Here is an 18295-nt window from a genome sequence, read left to right as displayed (position 1 = left end):
TGGGCTGTATCAATCTTCGATGAGCTGGTGAATGGAATCGAGCTGATGTTCTTTTAGGTAGCGATCAAGCCTCTTGTTAATTCGTTTGATCAGTCCGGGACCTTCATAGATCAGGCCGGTGTATATTTGCAGAAGATCGGCACCCGCCCGAATTTTGGCCAGGGCACTTTCAAAAGAGTTGACGCCCCCGACCCCGATAATCGGTTTTTGACCGTTGGTGATCTCGTGGATCCACCGTATGATTTGGGTGCTTCGTGCAGCGATCGCCTGCCCGCTGAGTCCGCCCCGTCCCACTTCCCTCAACCGCCGGGCGTCGGTTTGGAGTCCCTCGCGACTGCTGGAGGTGTTGGTGGCCACATATCCGTTCACCCGGTGCTGTTCGCAAATGTCAACCAGTGCTTCCAGCCGGTCTCGGTCCAGGTCCACAGAAAATTTGACAAGAGTGGGAATAACGCTGGCATCTTCCTTGATGTTAAGAGCGGCCAGCAGTTCATCAAGCGGCCCGGGTTCTTCGAAGGTTTTCCCCTTGCTGGTATTCGGGCACGAGATGTTAACGGTGATGTAATCCGCTACCTTTTGAGCCTCTCGGAAGCTAAACAGGTAGTCCCGAATCGCCTTGTCACCAACAATGCCGGGATCATGAGTCTTGGCGATATTGATGCCGAGTGGTATGCCGAGCTTTTGGTTCTGCAGGCGGCGGATCACCGTTTGGGCCCCGTCGTTGTTTAGGCCCATGCGATTGATCAGGGACTGGTCTTTCTCCAGCCTGAATGCGCGGGGGCGGGGATTGCCGGTTGAAGGGTTGGCGGTGATGCTGCCGACTTCGGTATAGCCGAACCCAAGTGCTTCGATGATGCCGGTAATTTCGCCGTTCTTGTCAAATCCCGCTGCCAGCCCGATCGGATTGTTGAAGGTGAGTCCCCAGAATGTTTGACACAAGCGGTCGGATTTATAGTGATACAAACTTTTTCCGGCCATCTTCAGCAGCGCACTGCGGGAGGCCATTTTACCGAACCCCATGGTCGTTTCATGCGCTTTTTCTGCCTCCAGGTCAAAGAGCAGAGGTCTGATAATTGATTTGTATATCATTCTTAATGTGGTGAACTTCAAAGCCGTAACAATGTACGAGGTAAGGATTAGAAATGAAATTAAATAGTACCGACGATCTCTACCGGTATCTGGACTCAATTCCTGCATTCCAACACGAAGGAGCGGCCGCCGCAAAGCTGGACCTGGAACGGTTTCGGGCATTTTGTGGAGAAATCGGTGATCCCCAGGAGTCGTATCCATCCATTCATGTAGCCGGTACCAACGGCAAGGGCAGTACCTGCCAGATTCTGGGGGCAATCTATCACAATGCAGGGTATAAAACGGGGGTATACACCTCTCCCCACCTGCTGGAGTACCGGGAGCGCTTCCAGGTAGATGGAGAATATATCCCGGAGGAGCGGTTGTTGGAGTTTATCAATACCTATCGTGCCCGGATCGAGGCGGCGGCCCTTTCCTATTTTGAGCTGAGTACCGCCATTGCGTTCTGGTGGTTTCATGTGCAGCAGGTGGATATCGCGGTTATTGAGACTGGGCTGGGGGGGCGGCTGGATGCCACCAACATACTTCGTCCTGAAGTCTCGGTAATAACCAACGTGTCCCGGGATCATACGGACATTCTGGGAGAGGATATCCTGGATATTGCCAAAGAAAAAGCTGGAATTATCAAATTCCATACGCCCGTCGTGGTAGGGAATGCCAGCGAAGAGGTGCGGACCCTCATCCGGAAGGAGGCGGCCCGTCAGTGGGGAGCGGTATATGAAGTTCATTCCCTGAATCCCACCTGGAAGATGGGCATATGTACCCTTGCCGAAGGGGAGCACCAGTACCATTTTGCAACCGATCTGAATAATTCCGTGCAGGCATACAACATTGCTGCGGCCTGGTATGTTGTTAAACTGCTGGGCGACTCATTTAATATTTCGGAAGACCAGTTCAGGGAGGGTCTGAAACAGGTAAAAAGCACGTTTAATCTGCCCGGCAGGTTTGAAAAACTGGATCCCGGCAAGGAGTGGTATTTTGACGGGGCGCACAACCTGGAGGCGGTCAGGGCGATGACGGCCTCTGTTGAGCGTATTAAACCGCTGAACCGTGCAGTATTGGTTCTATCACTCATGAAAGACAAAATAGACCGGGAAATGATGGCGGAGTTTCAGAAGTTCAAAAAAATATACTATTATACATCCGGGTCAAAGAGGTCAGCGGGCATGGGGGAGATAAAAAAATGGTTACCCGATGCGGAGCCTTTTCCAGACGAACAACCTCTTTTTTTGAAAGAACTTGAGTCAGAATTAGTAATTTTTGCTGGAAGTTTTTACTTTTACTCATCGGTTCGGAAGTTGTTACAGACACTTCATTCCGACCAGTAACCAGTTTCTTATCTATTCTGATTGCTTACATTTGCAGATTACGCAGTGTAACCAACTCTCTCAAGCACACAAATTTTTTACTTTTACTACGAATTTTTTATTCATCTCACACTAATTTAACCAATCACAGTAAATAGAGCATTATGTCGGATATCCAGACCGATGGGTTGACTGAAGAGGAAATTGAAAAACTACATCGCAAGACGGTGAAAGAATTGCGAGAACTTGCCCGTGAACAGGGACTGAAGTCTATAAGCGGATTGCGCAAACAGCAGCTCATTGACAAGATTAGCGAGACAGCCCGCGAGCAGGCGGAATCGATGCCTGACGCAACCTCTTCGGCCAATGAAAATGATGATGAAGAGATACAGCACACCCAACCCTACAAGAAAAATTCTGACGACAACGGCAGCAAAAAAAGCCGAAGCCGGTCCCGGAGTAATTCGAGCTCAAAATCGAAATCAAAATCGGGCGGGGGCAAGAAGAAAAAGAGTGTGCACGATATTCTCCCCGAGTCTGACGCCCCGACGCTACAGGAACGAATAGAGGAGATACGCCCGGGGCTGGGTCCGTATCTTATCAACGAGGGCACCCTTGAAATTTTGCCGGACGGATACGGGTTTTTGCGCTCGGTGAACTATAATTACAAGGCCAGTCCGGATGATATCTATGTCTCTCCCTCCCAGATAAAGCGGTTCCGCCTGAAACAGGGTGACTGCGTGATCGGCATCATTCGCCCCCCGAAAGTGGGAGAGCGCTATTTTGCCTTGCTGCGCGTTGATGGTGTTAACGGCAAGATTCCGCACGACATGGACAACCGGGAGGATTTTGAAGACCTGCTGCCGATCTATCCGAATGAACGGTACAAGCTGCAGTACGATCCTCAGGAGTATACCACCCGTATCATCGATCTATTTGCCCCGCTCGGTAAAGGACAGCGGGGATTGATCGTTGCACAGCCGAAAACGGGAAAGACAACCATCCTGCGAAATGTGGCCAACGCTGTCAACAAAAATGCGCCGGATACGAAGGTCATAATCCTGCTTATAGATGAACGGCCGGAAGAGGTCACCGAGATGGAGCGCAATGTGGAAAATGCCGAGGTTGTGGCTTCTACATTTGATGAGCGGCCTGAAAATCATATCGGACTGTCGGAAATTGTCTTTGAAAAAGCGAAACGGCTCGTAGAGAGCGGCCACGATGTATTGCTGCTGATGGACTCCATCACCCGCCTGGCGCGTGCTTACAACATCTGTGCCCCTAACACCGGCCGTACGATGTCGGGTGGGGTAGACTCGGAAGCTCTCAAGGCCCCGCGCCAGTTGTTCAGCTCGGCCCGAAATATCGAAAATGGCGGCAGCCTCTCTATCCTGGCAACCGCGCTGGTGCAGACCGGTTCCCGCATGGATGACCTGATTTTCGAGGAATTCAAAGGTACCGGTAACATGGAGGTGGTTCTGGATCGAAACCTGGCCGATCGGCGTATCTTTCCCGCAATGGATATTTTCAAGAGCGGGACCCGCCGTGAAGAGCTTATTGTGCCCGAAAGTGAACGTGAAAAAGTGGTGCTGCTGCGCCGCTATCTGAACCGCATGAATGCCAATGAGGCGATGGAATTTCTGCTTGACAAGATGAAGGGCACCAAAGACAACGAGGAGTTCCTGATTTCCATGAATAAATGATCGTCCACGCATAACATCGGCGAACTGTGTTAGAAGTTGCTGGTTTCGCGTCAAATCCTGGATGCAGCCGTTACTGGCATAACGCGGATAAACACCGATCATGCCGATTTACGCAGACTGCATGGTAGAACTACTATTTCGTGGTGCTCTGCATTCCGCGATGAGAGCGTTCGACTGCGATAATCTAAGGGCAGCATTGACAAAATTGTGGGTTTCTCCTTCAAGTGAAGGAAGCGGACCGCTCAATTTTCTTCCTTCAGCACGTATTTCCTGTCATTCTCATCCTTGGCGAGCACCCCTGCTTTTGAGTAAAGAGAGTGATAGAACAGCAGGTGGGCATTCTCCTCACACCCTTCCTGCAGGAGTTGAAGTTTTCGTTTTTTTGCCTGGTTGGGATGGATGTCAACATGCCGCATGGCGTACCTGTTGAGATGCGCTTTACTTGGGAGCAGGTCGCCCAGGTAGTAGGCCGCCTCCCCCTGGTCATGAACCCGTATCACCTGGTGCCCGGGCGTATGTCCACCTGTCCAGATCGCATCGATCCCCGGCACAATGGCTGCATGTTCCACGTCCAGTAATTCGAGATAGTCATCAGCAAACAGGCGGTACAGGTCATCCGGTTTGTATGTGGCGCCTTTCCCGGCAGCAGTTGGTTTTCCTGCGTGTGTAATGGCATACTCCCATTCCCTTTTTTGCAGGTAATAGGTGGCATTGGGGAATGTGGGCTGCGTCAGGGCACGGTCGTCGGTATATGTAGATCCCGCTGCATGATCATAGTGAAGATGGGTAAGAATCACATGGGTAATATCTTCAGGAGCAAGCCCGAATATTGCCAGGTTCGTAACGGCGTTTGATACCTCCGGGTACCTGCTTCCGGCGTCCAGCCCCCATCCCAGACCGGTATCCAGCAGTATATGCTGCTCGCCGGTGGAGACCAGGACCGGGTTGATGCCCACCGTCGTTGAGACCTCCACCGGCAGGTCTACAGCGGGACCGGTCTCTTTTTGGGACAGCTTGTTGAAAGCGCCGTCGTCAAAAATTTCAAACTGTCCTTCACTAAGCTGTTCTATCGTAAAACGACCGACCTTCATGGCATTACTGGATATTTAGTGCGTATGGAAAGAGTAACAACGGATCGCCTTTTCCATATCTAAACAACGCTTTGAGCTTTTCAGTTTGCTCGTATTCCGGAAGCAGGAAATTCCCGAGCAGTGATTTTGCCTTGGCCTGGGCCGAACTCATCAGCAGTTCATAGAAATCTTTGGCTTTTGGATAGGTGAGGAGCTGGTAGTCCGATATCTCCGCCTTTTCGGCCGCAATATTCAGCGCCTCTTCCATTCCCCCCAGCAGGTCCACCAGGTTTTGTTCCAGCGCATCTTCGCCGGTCCACACCCGTCCCTGCGCAACGGCATCGACTTCCTCCAGCGTCATATTTCGTGATTCCGCTACTTTTGAGATAAAAATCCGGTAAAAATCATCCGTGAATTGCTGGTAGGCTTTCCGCTCGGTTTCGGTGAAGCCGCGCGTAGGATTCAGCCAGTCTGCGTACTGGTGCGATTTAACCTGGTCGAAGGTGATACCGAGCTCCTCATTCCAGAGCTGCTTGGTATTGAATTTCGTGGAAAACACGCCGATGGAACCGGTCAGGGTCGTCGATTCCGCGACGATCGAATCCGCAGCCATCGCAATATAGTACCCGCCGGAGGCAGCCACAGGCCCCATGGAAGCAATCACAGGAATCTCGTTGGAGAGCTCGCGCAGCTTGTTCCATATAAGGTCCGAAGTGCTGCCGGACCCACCGGGGCTGTTGATGCGCACGACTACCGCTTTGACATCTTCATCCCCGCGAATATCCTCCAGCTGTTCTTCAAAAAACGAAGCCGTTATATACTGCTGGTTGTCAAAGGGAGCATTCGCATTTACCCCGTAGACGATGGGTCCGTTGGCATAGATAACGGCAATCTTATTGTTCGTAGAGTTGCGCTCAATTCCCGCCGTGCCCGGGGTTACACGGTAATAACGGTTGTTGGAAATGGTTTGCAGGGTACTGCTCTCTTCCACTCCCATGCGTTTTTTGATCAGTTTTTTAAGGTCATTGGGGGAGAGTAGCGAGTCGATCAGGCCCTGCTGGTGCGCCTTTCGGGTCAGCAGGCTGGGAGCGTCATTCATCAGCGTGTTTATTTCGCCGGCGGACTTCCCCGTCTTTTGACTTACAGCCCCCACAAACGTACTGCTCACATCCTGAATGATCTGTTCGAGCTGGTAGCGACTCTCCTCGGAAAGCTCTTTCTGGTAAAAAGGTTCTACCGCCGATTTATACTTTCCGTGACGCGCAATCTCGGCCTCGATTCCGATCTTTTCAAACAGCCCCGCATAAAATGAGACCTGGGAATAGAAGCCATCAAACTCAAAAAAGGACTCCTGCGGAGAAAAGACGGAATCTGCGGCGGATGCCAGGTAGTAGCCTTTCTCATTATATCCGATATCGGAGGTGCTGGCATATACGAATTTGTCGGTACTGTCGCGGAACGTGCGGATCAGGCGGTGTGCCTCCTCAAGATTGGCCCAGCCCTCGGAGACGGCGTTAATCTCCAGCCATACGCCTTTTATGTTGTCGTGCCTGGCGGCTTTGTTCAGGTTCTCCCGAAGTGACTGCAGCGATACTTTTACGCCCCCCTGGGTGGAAAAAAGTTCATCAAACGGGTTGCTGGACTGCTGGGCCGGAAGAGAACCCTGCAAGTTTATTTTAAGAACGGTATTATCACGTACGTAAGGTTCTGGCTGCTGGGTACTGCTGGAAAGCGTGATAAAGAATACCACGAACAGGATGAACACGGCGATGAGAAAGCCCAGTGTAGAGGCGATCAGGGTTTGAAAGAACTTCATATTGCAGAGATGATTTGTGAGTATTGAAAATTATGGAGGCTTGTGCAAAGCTGTGCAGCAATTTTGAACGCCGAAATCAAATATCCGTATGAAACGGAAATCGGATATGTAAAACTCTAGATGCGCTCAAAATGAGGTACTCAACGTTTTGCAGATCCTTCGGTTGATGCAACACGCATTACACGATATAAGTTGACTGATGTTATAAAAAGCGAATATATATTACAATGAGCAATTACGATGTAATTTTGATCGGATCCGGCCACAACGGCCTTGTTACGGGCTGTTACCTGGCAAAGGCGGGGTATTCCGTGCAGGTGCTGGAGCGTCGGGAAAATATCGGCGGGGCCGTGTGCACCGAAACAATGTTTCAATCCGAGGAATACCCCGGGGGATTCCGAATGGATGTCGGGTCGTCGGTACATATTATGATTCATCAAACCGGGATTGTCGAGGAACTGGAGCTGGAAAAATATGGGCTGGAATATATCGAAATGAACCCGATCATGTCTTACCCCCTGCCGCCCGCACAGTCGGAAAAAGGGGTGATTCATTTCTACAGGGAGCTGGATCGCACGCTGGAGTCGATCGCCCGGGTGGCACCCGAAGATGTTGAGAACTACCGGAATTTTGTGGAGTTCTGGGGGCGGGTCAACCAGGGCGTGCTGAAGGCGTTTATGGTTCCGCCTACCGGTAAAAATATTGTAAGTGAGCTGATCAAGGGACAGGTTCGAAATGGGTCGATGTTTAAAAAAGGGGAGCAGGCCGCGGGACTCCAGAAGATCTTCAGCAGCTACGGCAAGGTGGTGGACGACGCTTTTGAAAATCCTTGGCTGAAGACCGCACTCATCTGGTTTGCAGCCCAGTCTGGTCCCACGCCGGACCACCCCGCTACGGGCGATTTTGCCGGCTGGCAATCGATGTTGCACCAGAGTGGAGCCAGGCACCCGAGAGGGGGCAGTGGGATGCTCACCCGGGCGATGGCCAACTATATCGAGGCCCACGGAGGGACTGTTCAGACCGATGCCCCTGTCGCGGATATTATCATCGAACAGGGCCGGGCAACAGGAGTAAGAACCCGGCGGGGAGAGGAGTTTTTTGCCGATGTCATTGTCTCTAATGCGCATGTCCAAAAAACAATGATGGCCCTGGTGGGCCGCGAGCACCTGGATGCTTCTCTATATGAGAAAGTGGAGAATATCAACGTGGGCAACGGCTTTGGAATGGTGATTCGTTGTGCGGTGGAAGAGCTGCCCGAATACAGCGCCAGCCCCGGAGATCCTGATATCCACAAGGGAATGCAGCTGCTGGCCCCCTCCCGGCAATACCTGAAGAATGCCATTGCCGATCACACGCGGGGTGTCCCGCCACAGGATCCGGCAGTGCTTGCCATGACATTTTCTAAAATTGATCCGGATGTCGCGCCCGACGGAGGGCACACCCTGTTTGCCTGGGCTCAGTGGCACCCGTATGAGCTGAGTAACGGGGAGCACTGGGACCAGATCCGGGAACGGGAAGCCCAAAAGATATACGATGTCGTTACAGGGTATGCTCCCAATATGAAAGGGAAATTAATTGACTGGTATATTCAGAGTCCCCTGGATATTGAGCGCAAGCACGCCATGCCGCGGGGTAATGTGATGCATGTGGAGATGAGCTTTGACCAGATGTTTATGTTTCGCCCGATCCCGGAAATGAGTGAATACAAAACCCCGATCGAAAATCTGTACCTGTCTAGTGCTTCCTGTCACCCGGGCGGGGGGGTGTTCGGGGCCGCCGGGTATAACGCGGCACAGGTTATTCTGAAGGACTACAGGAAAGACAGATGGTTTTTCTGACGCTGCAGACTACCGTAAAAATGAAAAATGCCGAAGTAACTAACCTGATTTTGACATATTTATCTTAAGCGGAATACCTGTTTGCCCTGAAATGGCAAGAAAAACAGTCCCTCCTTGAGGAGGGGCAATCGCGTGGCTCTCGCGATTGGTTCGGGAGGTGCAGGTCTAACATAGAGAATAACACCCCTCCCGCCTTGGGCGGCGCTCCCCTGAAGGGGAGATTAAGGGTCTGCCCCAAGAAATTATGAAAAAGCTTAAAGCTGGAACTTACGTTAAATAGATATTTTTTTGGAATTCAAGATGGCTAAAAAAGTTTCTGTGAACTCATTTGTTGAGGTGAATCTTTCAAAATTAAAGGACAATACAGAAGTACTGGCGCGCTACCTTTCTCCCGGTGTTAAACAGATGGCCGTGGTTAAAGCCGACGCTTATGGACACGGGGCAGTGCCCGTGGCCCGGGCCATTGAGGATCAGGTGGCGTGGTTTGCCGTGAATGATGTGGATGAAGGGATCGCTTTAAGGGAGGGTGGAATTGATGCACCCATCCTGGTTTTTGGTGTTCCCACGGATGAGACTGCCCCGGCGTATCCAGCATATCGACTTACGGCGACCGTCAGCGACCTGGTGCATTTCGGTATTTTGCGCGGGGGTACACAGTATCACCTCAATTTTGATACCGGTATGGGACGACTCGGATTGGCAGAGGATGAGATCCCGCAGACGGAGAAGCTGGTGGAAGAGCGAAAATCGATCACCTGTACCGGAATTTACTCACATTTTGCCACGGCCGAGGCACCGGGGTCCGCTATGGCGGAGACGCAGCTTGAACGTTTTCGTACCATTCGCCGAAGGTTCAGTGGTGGTTGGATTGCACACATGGCCAATACCGGAGGAACTGTCTTCTATCCCTCTTCTCATTTTGATATGGTGAGAAATGGAATTGGTCTCTATGGATATGCCCCGGGGGATGCGCCCGTAAGGGAACTGCAACCGTGCCTGCGATGGGTCTCGCACCTGGCGCAGGTACGGCGGATTAGAAAAGGCGAAACCGTCAGTTACGGTGCCCGCTGGAAGGCGCCGGAGGACGGCTATATCGGTACTGTCCCCGTTGGCTATGAAGAGGGCATTCCCCGGTTGCTGACAGGAAATTTGGATGTCGCGATTGCAGAAACGAGATATCCTGTGGTGGGAACGGTGACCATGAATTTTATCATGGTCTACCTGGGTCCGTCAAAAATATATGAGACGGGAACGCCGGTCGAGCTGCTGGGACCCCATGCACAAACCGCTGACGAGTGGGCCCGGCGCAGCCAGACTATTGCATACGAAATATTAACGGGTATTTCCGAACGGGTCCCCCGAAGGCATGTAGCCGACTAACCTGCATATTTTTGTCAGAATTAATGTTATAGGGCTTTGTAAAATCCTCGATTTCTCGTTCTGAGGGAGTTGCACTCTCGTTTACAAGATCAATAAGGTCGGTGGTATAACCCAACTCCCAGCAAAATAGCAGGTTCTGCAAAGATCCCTTTAAATTTCCTGGTGAAATGCAGGCTAGCCGTCAATTTCATCCAGTTCAATGTCATATATCAGGGTGTCGTTGCGTAAGTTGTAACCGTTGGTTCCCGGCCTGCTGTTTCCGTATCCGTAGCTGGGAGGTATGATCACCGTGCGTCGTTCTCCCTCGGACATGCCTATCACGCCCCTCCTGAATCCTTCGATCTGTTCCGATACGGCCAGTAAGCGCGGGGCGGTGTTCCCGTTGGCCCACGTGCTGGTGAAAACGGTCCCATCCTTAAGCCGTCCGGTGTAATAGACCGAAATCTGATCACGTTCGTTAACCTCGAAAATCCCATTTCCCTTCTCGAGAACATAAACCGCGATATCGCCGTCCGCAAGAGTGAAACTGCTGTCAGCCCCCGAGATGTCCCAGGGGGCGGGAACTGTTGAGAAATCCGGGCCCGATATGGTATCATTGTCCCCACAACCCTGAAATGCGATGAAAATAACGATGCCAAGGACAAAAGGGAGAAACGGTTTAGTAGTAATGGAAGATCTCATTAAATGTGTTAACAACTTTTCTTTGGATTCTAGCAACTGTTCATTTCGTACCGAAAGTAAGGGAATTAGTCTCCACGTGCTAATAACGCACACGGTCCGGGCGAATTATTCTTCTCCCCACGCCCTTCTGAGCTCTTTCTCTCGCTGGCGCACACCCATCTTGCTCACCCAGATCGAAAACTGGTACAGCAGCAGCAGGGGAATGGCAATAAGTACCTGGGAGACCGGATCCGGTGGTGTCAGGAAAGCGGAGAGTATAAAGCAGGTTACGATGGCATGCCGCCTGTATTCGCGTAAAAAGTCGGGGGTAAGCAGCCCGAATTTGGATAGAAAGTAACTGATGACCGGCAGCTGAAAGATTACGCCGCAGGAAAGGATCCACATGGTGAGCGAACTGAAATACTCATTAATGTCAAAATCGTTGTGGATGACATCGGCAATCTGAAACTGGCTGAAAAACTGCACGGCAAAGGGAACCAGTACAAAATAGCCAAAGCTGACGCCGAGCAGGAAAAACAGGCTTATAAAAGCAACGTTAAAGCGTGATTTCCATTTCTCGGTTGATTCCATGGCCGGTTCCACAAACGCCCACAGTTGGTAAAAGAATATCGGAGAACCGATAATGCCGCCCATCACAATGAGTGTTCCCCAGTAAGTAAAAAACTGACCGGGCAGTTTTCGGCTCTGCAGGGTCAGGTCTACCGCATCTATACCCAGCATTTGGTAAACAACAAAATCGGCCCGGGTCGGTCCCAGCATAATCTTGTTCACCAGGAAATCTCCAAAGATGAATGCGATTAACATACCAAACGCCACGCCTCCAAATCCTTTGATGAGATGCCAGCGCAACTCTTCCAGGTGCTCCAGAAATGACATTTCATCAGTGCGATCCTTCGGCATCGTGGCCTGTGGCGGATCGGGTGCCATAATTTCTCGGTCTTCCACAATATCTTACATTAAAAATTAAATTTGTTCTTCAAAAAATGGATGTTACTGAATAACCCGGACCAACTGTAACGTAGTCAGTGGTTATATTTATTTTCTGGGTATGACTAAGAGAGTTCAATTATTCAGAAATCTCCGGCAAGTGCTCAAAATTACCAAAGAAACGGTCGAATCAATACCTCGTCCGGGATCGATTAAACCCTTTCGCGAAACCCAGCATAATTTAAATGCAGTAATCTGTAAAAGATTTAAATAGATGGTAATATTTTTAGATCTTAACAACATCAGATTCAAACGATACTCATATGCTGTGTTGCCAACTGTTGAACTGCTCGTTATACATCGCCAGGTTGTTCAACGGTGATGTTTGCCAACCGGCAGTGCAAAGATAGCTTTAATATGAACAATAAAAGAATGCGATTATGACTTTTGGAGCAACTGAAATTGTATTGATACTCGCGGTTATTATCCTGTTTTTCGGCGCACGAAAAATTCCTGAACTGGCCCGCGGTATTGGCCAGGGCATCAAGGAGTTCAAGAAGACTACCGAAACCTCCGAGCAAAAACCTGAGCAGTCAGTCGAGAAATAGCTGACCCGGTATTACGCGGTAACAAAGTCGTACAGCGGAAAACGGTTACATAGTTCCTGGACTTCTGATTTGACGTTCCGTTGGATTGTCGTGTCTTCAGGCTGCTGCAGCACCTTGTCAATTAGTTCTGCAATATATTCGAATTCGCCCGTACCCAGTCCGCGCGTAGTCATTGCCGGGGTTCCGATACGGATTCCGGAGGTGACAAACGGGCTCTGGTCGTCAAAGGGTACCATGTTTTTGTTTAGGGTTATATTGGCTCGTTCAAGCGCTTCTTCAGCCTGCTTGCCGGTCAGCCCCTTGTTACGCAGGTCCACGAGGATCAGGTGGTTGTCCGTTCCGTCACTTACCAGGTTGTAGCCCATCTCTTTGAACTTGCGGGCAAGGGCCTGTGCATTGTCCCTGGTCTGCTGCTGGTACTGTTTGAAATCCTTTTCCAGTGCCTCCTGGAAGGCCACCGCCTTTGCAGCGATTACGTGCATGAGTGGTCCGCCCTGCGTGCCGGGAAAGACGGCCGAGTCCAGCACTTCACTCCAGTTTTTGGTACGGCCGGATTTCCGGGCGGTCACTCCCAGCGTATTTTCCCCGTCATTTCCCACCAGAATCATGCCGCCCCGCGGGCCGCGCAGCGTTTTATGGGTGGTTGTGGTCACCACATCGCACCAGGGCAGTGGATCGTTCAGCAGGTCGGCGGCGATGAGCCCGGCCGTGTGGGCCATATCCATCCACAGGTAGGCGCCCACTTCATCTGCAATTGCCCTGAATGCCTCGTAATCCAGGTCACGCGGGTACGCCGAAGCCCCGATGGATATCAGTTTCGGTTTCACTTTTTTGGCTTTGTCGCGCACCTTGTTCATGTCGATGCGCCCGGTCTCCCTGTCAACTCCGTAAAATTCCGATTTGTAAAGGAGTCCGGAGAAGTTGACCGGCGAACCGTGGGTCAAATGCCCCCCGTGCGACAGGTCCAGTCCGAGCAGGGTTTCTCCCGGCTCCATGAATGCCAGGTATACCGCGGCGTTGGCCTGGGCGCCTGAATGAGGTTGTACATTGACCCAGTCGGCCCCAAAAAGATCCCGGGCCCTGCTGCGGGCCAGCTCTTCAACCTGGTCTACAAATTCGCAGCCGCCGTAATAACGCTTGCCGGGCAGCCCTTCCGCATACTTGTTGGTCAGGGTCGATCCCATCGCTTCCATTACGGCACGCGAGGCGAAATTTTCAGAGGCGATCAGCTCCAGGTTGTCATTTTGTCGGTGACGTTCTTGATCTAGCAGTGCAAAGATTTGAGAATCTTGATCAGAAAGTGATTTCATTAATCGTCTTTTTCGGTTAGCGAATGTATTTTGTTGACGCGGCGTTCGTGCCGGCCGCCCTCGAAGGTTGCATCCAGCCAGGATTGCAGAATTGAGCGCAGTTGCTCCTCGTTGAGTTCGCGACCGGGAAGGCAGAGAATATTGGCGTTGTTGTGCTGTCGGGTCAGGGCCGCAGACGCCTCGTTATATGCCAGGGCTGCCCGTATATTTTTAAATTTGTTGGCTGTCATGCACATGCCCTGGCCGCTTCCACAGATGAGGATGCCCTGCTCGTGCTCCCCGGAATCGACCTTTTCGGCCACCTGGACCGCAAAGTCGGGGTAGTCGACCGAATCGTCGGAGTGGGTGCCAAAATCAACCGGCATGTGTCCCATCTCTTCCAAAATTTTAACGACAGTTTCTTTGGCCTCATACCCTGCATGATCACTGGCAATCGGGATTATCATCAATATCACCTGCTGGCTTGGTTAAAATTTTAGTTCCGTAATATCTTGAAAATATTATTCACTGAAAAGGAGGGAATGTTGAATATCAAAACAGGAATAATGATTTTTTAAAATTTAAGTGTTTTACGGTCTTCGGTTGTCTATCGGCCGCTGGTCAGGGCATAGACCAGGATGTTGGTCCCCATCTGCAGTGCTTTTTGCCGCAGCGGTTCCGGGTTGTTGTGGACTTCCGGGTTGGCCCATCCGTCCGCCAGGTTCGATTCATATGTGTAGAAGGCCACCATCCGCCCGTTCCGGAAGAGCGCAAATCCCTGGGGCGGTTTATTGTCGTGTTCATGGACTTTGGGCAATCCCTCCGGGAAGTCGAACACCTGGTGATATATCGGGTGGTCGAACGGCAGCTCCACCAGCTCCTCGTCGGGGTACACCTGGTCGAGCATCTTCCTGAAATTGTCGTCCAGCCCGTAATCGTCATCAATATACAGGAAGCCGCCGTTGTCGAGATATTCCCGCAGGTTGCGGGCTTCAGCCTCGTTGACGGCGATGGTGCCGTGGCCGGTCAAAAAAGCAAACGGGTACTGGTGGAGATCGCGGCTGCCCAGGGCCACATCGTCGTACTCGGGATCCAGCGTGACGGGGATCTGCTGGTTGGCAAATTCAAGCAGATTCCTGAAGGCCGATGGGTCATTGTACCAGTCGCCCCCGCCGCGGTACTTAATGCGTGCCATCGGGGTGCCTGTCTCAGACTGTGCGGGTGCCACGTGCGGGAAGCCGGTAACGAAAAAGATGCTGATCGAAACTACTATGATTTTCTGGATCATGCGGGTTGCCGTTACGCCTTGTGGTTTGATGCTGGTTTTAATGTAAGTATAACTCGGAGAGTGTAATAATTATTATCGTTTACAAGAGCTTTCCTCTATCCCGGCAGACAAGGAGGATCAATTTCGTTCAATAAACACTTCAACCGTATCGCTGGCCAGGCTGCCAAAAATGCCGATGCCGCCCTCCAGGTTGTAGATGATATTCTGCAGTTCGCCGGGAGGGAGCGTGCTGCCCCCGGTCTGTACATCCTGGGAGCGATAAAAGTCATACATGTTATCGTCAATAGCGCTTGCGATGATATAATTTTCTTCATAAAAAGCGACGGCCAGCCAGGGCAGCCGCAGGGTTAATGTCCCATCCTCGTTCTCTTCATAATTTTCTTCATTTACAATCCCAGAAGAGTTGGAATAATAGCCGGCGATCTCCTGGTCCTGGTTGTTGACCTGGTCGGCGTAGAAGGGCGTTAGGTTTTCGACGGCAGGATTCCCCGCTTCCACCGTAAAAATGAAAAATGCCTGCCGCCCGGGGTACGCACTTCTCGTGGTATTTATGGTGATCTGGTTCGGATCCTGGTAAGTGATTCTGTCTTCAGTGGAATTTTCGGCCTTAAAAGCCCCGGGAATGCGCGTGGTGCCCTCGATCTCTTCGACAGAGTTGCTAAACGTGACGTGCAGCTGATATGTTCGCCCGGGCAGGACCTTGTGAGGGTTACCGGTTTCATATATTCCATTTGACCGGCGCCTGAAGGAGAAGCGATCTTCGACGGTTTCGCCCGACTCGTCCAGCAGGCGGATCTCGACATCGGCATCATTGACGGCGGCGTCGTTGAAGTTGTATCGCTGGTCGACCGGAACCGTCCTGGAAATACGGACCTGGGGCAGCGTGCGGTTGGCTACCAGGTACGATTCAACTACATACTGCTCCTCAAACTCATCCTGGGGGTAGAGTTCGCAGCCCGCGGAAGCGAGGATAAAAAGGATAAACGATGTTAATGCGAGGTATCTGAACATAGGATGCTAAAAGTTGACGGTGTATGAAATATTCGGAAGAACGGGAAGCATGGTAACCTCTTCACGCTCAATGGGATTTTCATCAAAGTTGAAGTTGTAGAACCAGACGTTACGGCGGGAATACACATTGATAAGCTGAAACTGCCAGCGGGCCTCACCCATCCCAAAAAAGCTGCCGGAGCGGGTAAAGCCCAGGTCCAGCCGGTGATAGGCCGGCAGGCGGGAAGCGTTCACTTTTCCGATGACCAGGGCATCGAGTGGCTGAGATTCGGTGGGGAAATCAAAAGCGACGGTGCGCCCCAGCGGCTTGGTGTACGCCTGGCCGGTGGAATAATTGAACACGGCAGAGGCCTTCCAGCGCGAGCTCAGCGCGTAGTTCATCACCAGGTTAATATCGTGCTTTCGATCGTACTTGGGCGGAAAGAAGCGCGCATGTTCCGGCTGCCCGATGGGCGTGTTAAAGCCCGGATATTTTCGCCGCGACACGCTGAAGGTGTACCCCAGGAAGCCGGTTAGCCGCCCGACCTGCCGTTCCAGCATCCATTCGGCCCCGTAGGCATACCCGGTCCCGAACCGAAACAGGTCGGGGTAGTCGAGCCCGGCTACATCGGGCAGGAAGGGGTTGAGGTCGAACAGGTCTTCCATGGTTCGGTAATAGATCTCCATATCCAGTCCATATCCTTCCCACGGCTGGGTTTTGGCTCCAACCACATATTGGTCGCCATAGGCGGGCTCTACCCCGGTATCGGTGGTGAGCCAGGTGTCAAACCCGGAGAACGCCTCGTTGGAGATCAGCGTCAGAAACTGGTTGTATCGCCCGTATGCAGCCTGAAAGCGCACCTCGTCGACCGGCTGATACTCGATGGAAACGCGCGGGGCCAGTTTCCAGTAGTTGCCTTCGCTGAACCCGTTGAGCCGGAGTCCGGCTGTCATCTCTACCTGGTCGGTGATGGCCCATTCATCCTGTGCATAAAGCGAGGTGTAATGCGATTGAATACGCGAGCTAAAAGTATCCTCACCGTCAAACTGGTCTTGTACTTTCAGGGTCATGAGACCGCTCCAGAAGCCGGCAGAGACGGAATGGCGATCGCCGGGCTGGTATTCGACATCCCCCTTGACTGAAAAATCGTAGATGTTGTTGGACCGCTTGAAGGGCGTGCTGGCGATATTGAATGACGGGAAGTTGAAATAGCGCGAACCGGTGACGGTAAGGTTTGAAAACACCTTGTTTGAAAAAATATGGGTCCAGGTGGAGCTGATGGTCTGGTTTCCGTAATTGAGCTTGATGCTGGCGTCCTCGGCAAACGGGAACAACAGGTTGTCGATTCCGGAGTAAAAGGCCAGTGAAAACTTGTTGTCGGGATCGGCGTCATAATTCACTTTGCCGTTCAGGTCCAGGAAATAAAAACTTTCGGGAATATTGTCCTGGCTTTCCTGCAAGACGGCCAGCAGCGGCTCAAGCGTGGAGCGGCGTACCGCCAGCATGTACGAGCCCTTTTCAAAAGGGCCCTCCACAGACACCCGGGATGCCAGCAGCCCGATGGAGGCCGACCCGTTAAATTCATTTCGATTTCCATCTTTGTTGTGGATGTCGAGCACGGAGCCGAGCCGACCGCCGTATTCTGCAGGGTATCCTCCCTTGTAGAGCCGTACATCCTTAACTGCATCGGGATTGAAAGTGGAGAAAAATCCGAAAAAGTGTGTGGGATTGTAGACGGTGGTGCGGTCGAGCAGGATCAGCGTCTGATCGGGACTTCCCCCGCGGATATAGAGTCCGCTGGAAAAATCAGAAGCAGCTTTAACGCCGGGCAGAAGCTGTACGGCGCGGAATACATCCGCCTCAAAGACCGAGGGGACCTCCTTGATCAATTCGGTTTGTACCTGGGAAATCCCGATATTTTTTTGTTCCTCTTTTTCCATTTCCGACTCCACCACAATTTCATCCATCTGGATCCCTTCCGGGGATAGCTCGATATCGAGGCGGAGGCTTTCGCCGGGTTTCAGTGAGATCTCCCTGCGGTAACTCTGGTAGCCGATATAGGAGACAAGTATGACGTGTTCGCCCGGTGCAATACCGGTGAGCGTGTAGTATCCGGAGGTGTTGGTTGAGGTCCCTTTCCGGGTGCCTTCCAGGGCCACGTTGGCGGAGATGAGTGTCTCCCCGGTTTCTGAATCGGTCACATATCCATTTACGGAAGCGGTTTCCTGGGCGGCGAGCAGAGCGGGCAGGAGTATGACGGCGGCGAAAATGGTGAGAGTTCTCAAGGGGAATAGTAAATGGTTACAAG

Annotated in this window: 15 protein-coding genes; 5 read left to right on the top strand and 10 right to left on the bottom strand. The window is 51.8% G+C overall.

Annotated features, from left to right (window positions below):
- Positions 1-9 precede the first annotated feature (9 nt).
- Positions 10-1089: a quinone-dependent dihydroorotate dehydrogenase gene (locus ACG2E4_RS07435; protein WP_395259160.1), complete on the bottom strand. Its 1080-nt coding sequence runs from the start codon at positions 1087-1089 to the stop codon at positions 10-12.
- Between the two features lie 53 nt (positions 1090-1142).
- On the opposite strand from ACG2E4_RS07435, the gene ACG2E4_RS07430 reads away from it, so the two are divergent.
- Both ACG2E4_RS07430 and rho read left to right on the top strand, forming a co-directional pair.
- Complete coding sequence (locus ACG2E4_RS07430) at positions 1143-2417, top strand: bifunctional folylpolyglutamate synthase/dihydrofolate synthase (RefSeq protein ID WP_395259159.1); 1275 nt, start codon at positions 1143-1145, stop codon at positions 2415-2417.
- A gap of 143 nt (positions 2418-2560) precedes the next feature.
- Complete coding sequence (gene rho, locus ACG2E4_RS07425) at positions 2561-4099, top strand: transcription termination factor Rho (protein WP_395276159.1); 1539 nt, start codon at positions 2561-2563, stop codon at positions 4097-4099.
- A 242-nt stretch (positions 4100-4341) separates the two neighbouring features.
- On the opposite strand, the gene ACG2E4_RS07420 is transcribed toward rho, so the two are convergent.
- Both ACG2E4_RS07420 and sppA read right to left on the bottom strand, forming a co-directional pair.
- The gene (locus ACG2E4_RS07420; RefSeq protein WP_395259157.1) at positions 4342-5190 is read right to left on the bottom strand and encodes an MBL fold metallo-hydrolase; all 849 of its coding nucleotides are present in this window, start codon (positions 5188-5190) and stop codon (positions 4342-4344) included.
- 4 nt (positions 5191-5194) lie between these two features.
- Positions 5195-6985 carry a signal peptide peptidase SppA gene (sppA, locus tag ACG2E4_RS07415; RefSeq protein ID WP_395276158.1) on the bottom strand — a complete coding sequence of 597 codons (1791 nt, stop codon included), beginning with the start codon at positions 6983-6985 and terminating at the stop codon, positions 5195-5197.
- A gap of 227 nt (positions 6986-7212) precedes the next feature.
- Here sppA and ACG2E4_RS07410 point away from each other — a divergent pair, with 227 nt between their 5' ends.
- Together ACG2E4_RS07410 and alr are read left to right on the top strand one after the other, a co-directional pair.
- A complete protein-coding gene (locus tag ACG2E4_RS07410) occupies positions 7213-8823 on the top strand; it encodes a phytoene desaturase family protein (RefSeq protein WP_395276157.1) in 1611 nt (536 codons plus the stop codon).
- Between the two features lie 300 nt (positions 8824-9123).
- Positions 9124-10203, top strand: a complete 1080-nt coding sequence (alr, locus tag ACG2E4_RS07405; RefSeq protein WP_395276156.1) for an alanine racemase — start codon at positions 9124-9126, stop codon at positions 10201-10203.
- Between the two features lie 174 nt (positions 10204-10377).
- Here alr and ACG2E4_RS07400 read toward each other — a convergent pair whose 3' ends face one another.
- Together ACG2E4_RS07400 and tatC are read right to left on the bottom strand one after the other, a co-directional pair.
- Complete coding sequence (locus tag ACG2E4_RS07400; protein WP_395276155.1) at positions 10378-10884, bottom strand: FKBP-type peptidyl-prolyl cis-trans isomerase; 507 nt, start codon at positions 10882-10884, stop codon at positions 10378-10380.
- 105 nt (positions 10885-10989) lie between these two features.
- The gene (tatC, locus tag ACG2E4_RS07395; protein WP_395259152.1) at positions 10990-11829 is read right to left on the bottom strand and encodes a twin-arginine translocase subunit TatC; all 840 of its coding nucleotides are present in this window, start codon (positions 11827-11829) and stop codon (positions 10990-10992) included.
- Positions 11830-12251: 422 nt separating this feature from the next.
- Between tatC and ACG2E4_RS07390 the strand changes: the two genes are divergently transcribed.
- Complete coding sequence (locus tag ACG2E4_RS07390; protein WP_395259151.1) at positions 12252-12419, top strand: twin-arginine translocase TatA/TatE family subunit; 168 nt, start codon at positions 12252-12254, stop codon at positions 12417-12419.
- 11 nt (positions 12420-12430) lie between these two features.
- Here ACG2E4_RS07390 and glyA read toward each other — a convergent pair whose 3' ends face one another.
- The 5 genes from glyA to ACG2E4_RS07365 all read right to left on the bottom strand — a co-directional run bounded on the left by glyA (position 12431) and on the right by ACG2E4_RS07365 (position 18272).
- A complete protein-coding gene (glyA, locus tag ACG2E4_RS07385) occupies positions 12431-13729 on the bottom strand; it encodes a serine hydroxymethyltransferase (protein ID WP_395276154.1) in 1299 nt (432 codons plus the stop codon).
- A complete protein-coding gene (rpiB, locus tag ACG2E4_RS07380; protein WP_395259218.1) occupies positions 13729-14175 on the bottom strand; it encodes a ribose 5-phosphate isomerase B in 447 nt (148 codons plus the stop codon). The genes glyA and rpiB overlap by 1 nt, the downstream gene beginning before the upstream one ends.
- Positions 14176-14315: 140 nt before the next feature.
- Complete coding sequence (locus tag ACG2E4_RS07375; RefSeq protein WP_395259149.1) at positions 14316-14996, bottom strand: DUF4159 domain-containing protein; 681 nt, start codon at positions 14994-14996, stop codon at positions 14316-14318.
- Positions 14997-15113: 117 nt separating this feature from the next.
- On the bottom strand, positions 15114-16007 hold the full coding sequence (locus ACG2E4_RS07370) for a DUF4249 family protein (RefSeq protein WP_395259148.1): 894 nt from the start codon (positions 16005-16007) through the stop codon (positions 15114-15116).
- 6 nt (positions 16008-16013) lie between these two features.
- A complete protein-coding gene (locus tag ACG2E4_RS07365; protein WP_395259147.1) occupies positions 16014-18272 on the bottom strand; it encodes a TonB-dependent receptor domain-containing protein in 2259 nt (752 codons plus the stop codon).
- Between the last annotated feature and the right edge of the window lie 23 nt (positions 18273-18295).

The sequence above is a fragment of the Halalkalibaculum sp. DA384 genome (assembly GCF_043951955.1).
Classification (GTDB): domain Bacteria; phylum Bacteroidota; class Rhodothermia; order Balneolales; family Balneolaceae; genus JAMQKA01.
This window is presented reverse-complemented; position numbering and strand designations above follow the sequence as displayed.

Bases quoted from the DNA above. Each gene is read 5' to 3' on its own strand.
- rho (WP_395276159.1), top strand. From the start codon at position 2,561: ATGTCGGATATCCAGACCGATGGGTTGACTGAAGAGGAAATTGAAAAA.
- ACG2E4_RS07400 (WP_395276155.1), bottom strand. From the start codon at position 10,884: ATGAGATCTTCCATTACTACTAAACCGTTTCTCCCTTTTGTCCTTGGC.
- ACG2E4_RS07375 (WP_395259149.1), bottom strand. From the start codon at position 14,996: ATGATCCAGAAAATCATAGTAGTTTCGATCAGCATCTTTTTCGTTACC.
- ACG2E4_RS07410 (WP_395276157.1), top strand. From the start codon at position 7,213: ATGAGCAATTACGATGTAATTTTGATCGGATCCGGCCACAACGGCCTT.
- alr (WP_395276156.1), top strand. From the start codon at position 9,124: ATGGCTAAAAAAGTTTCTGTGAACTCATTTGTTGAGGTGAATCTTTCA.
- glyA (WP_395276154.1), bottom strand. From the start codon at position 13,729: ATGAAATCACTTTCTGATCAAGATTCTCAAATCTTTGCACTGCTAGAT.
- ACG2E4_RS07430 (WP_395259159.1), top strand. From the start codon at position 1,143: ATGAAATTAAATAGTACCGACGATCTCTACCGGTATCTGGACTCAATT.
- ACG2E4_RS07435 (WP_395259160.1), bottom strand. From the start codon at position 1,089: ATGATATACAAATCAATTATCAGACCTCTGCTCTTTGACCTGGAGGCA.
- ACG2E4_RS07420 (WP_395259157.1), bottom strand. From the start codon at position 5,190: ATGAAGGTCGGTCGTTTTACGATAGAACAGCTTAGTGAAGGACAGTTT.
- ACG2E4_RS07390 (WP_395259151.1), top strand. From the start codon at position 12,252: ATGACTTTTGGAGCAACTGAAATTGTATTGATACTCGCGGTTATTATC.
- sppA (WP_395276158.1), bottom strand. From the start codon at position 6,985: ATGAAGTTCTTTCAAACCCTGATCGCCTCTACACTGGGCTTTCTCATC.
- rpiB (WP_395259218.1), bottom strand. From the start codon at position 14,175: ATGATAATCCCGATTGCCAGTGATCATGCAGGGTATGAGGCCAAAGAA.
- ACG2E4_RS07370 (WP_395259148.1), bottom strand. From the start codon at position 16,007: ATGTTCAGATACCTCGCATTAACATCGTTTATCCTTTTTATCCTCGCT.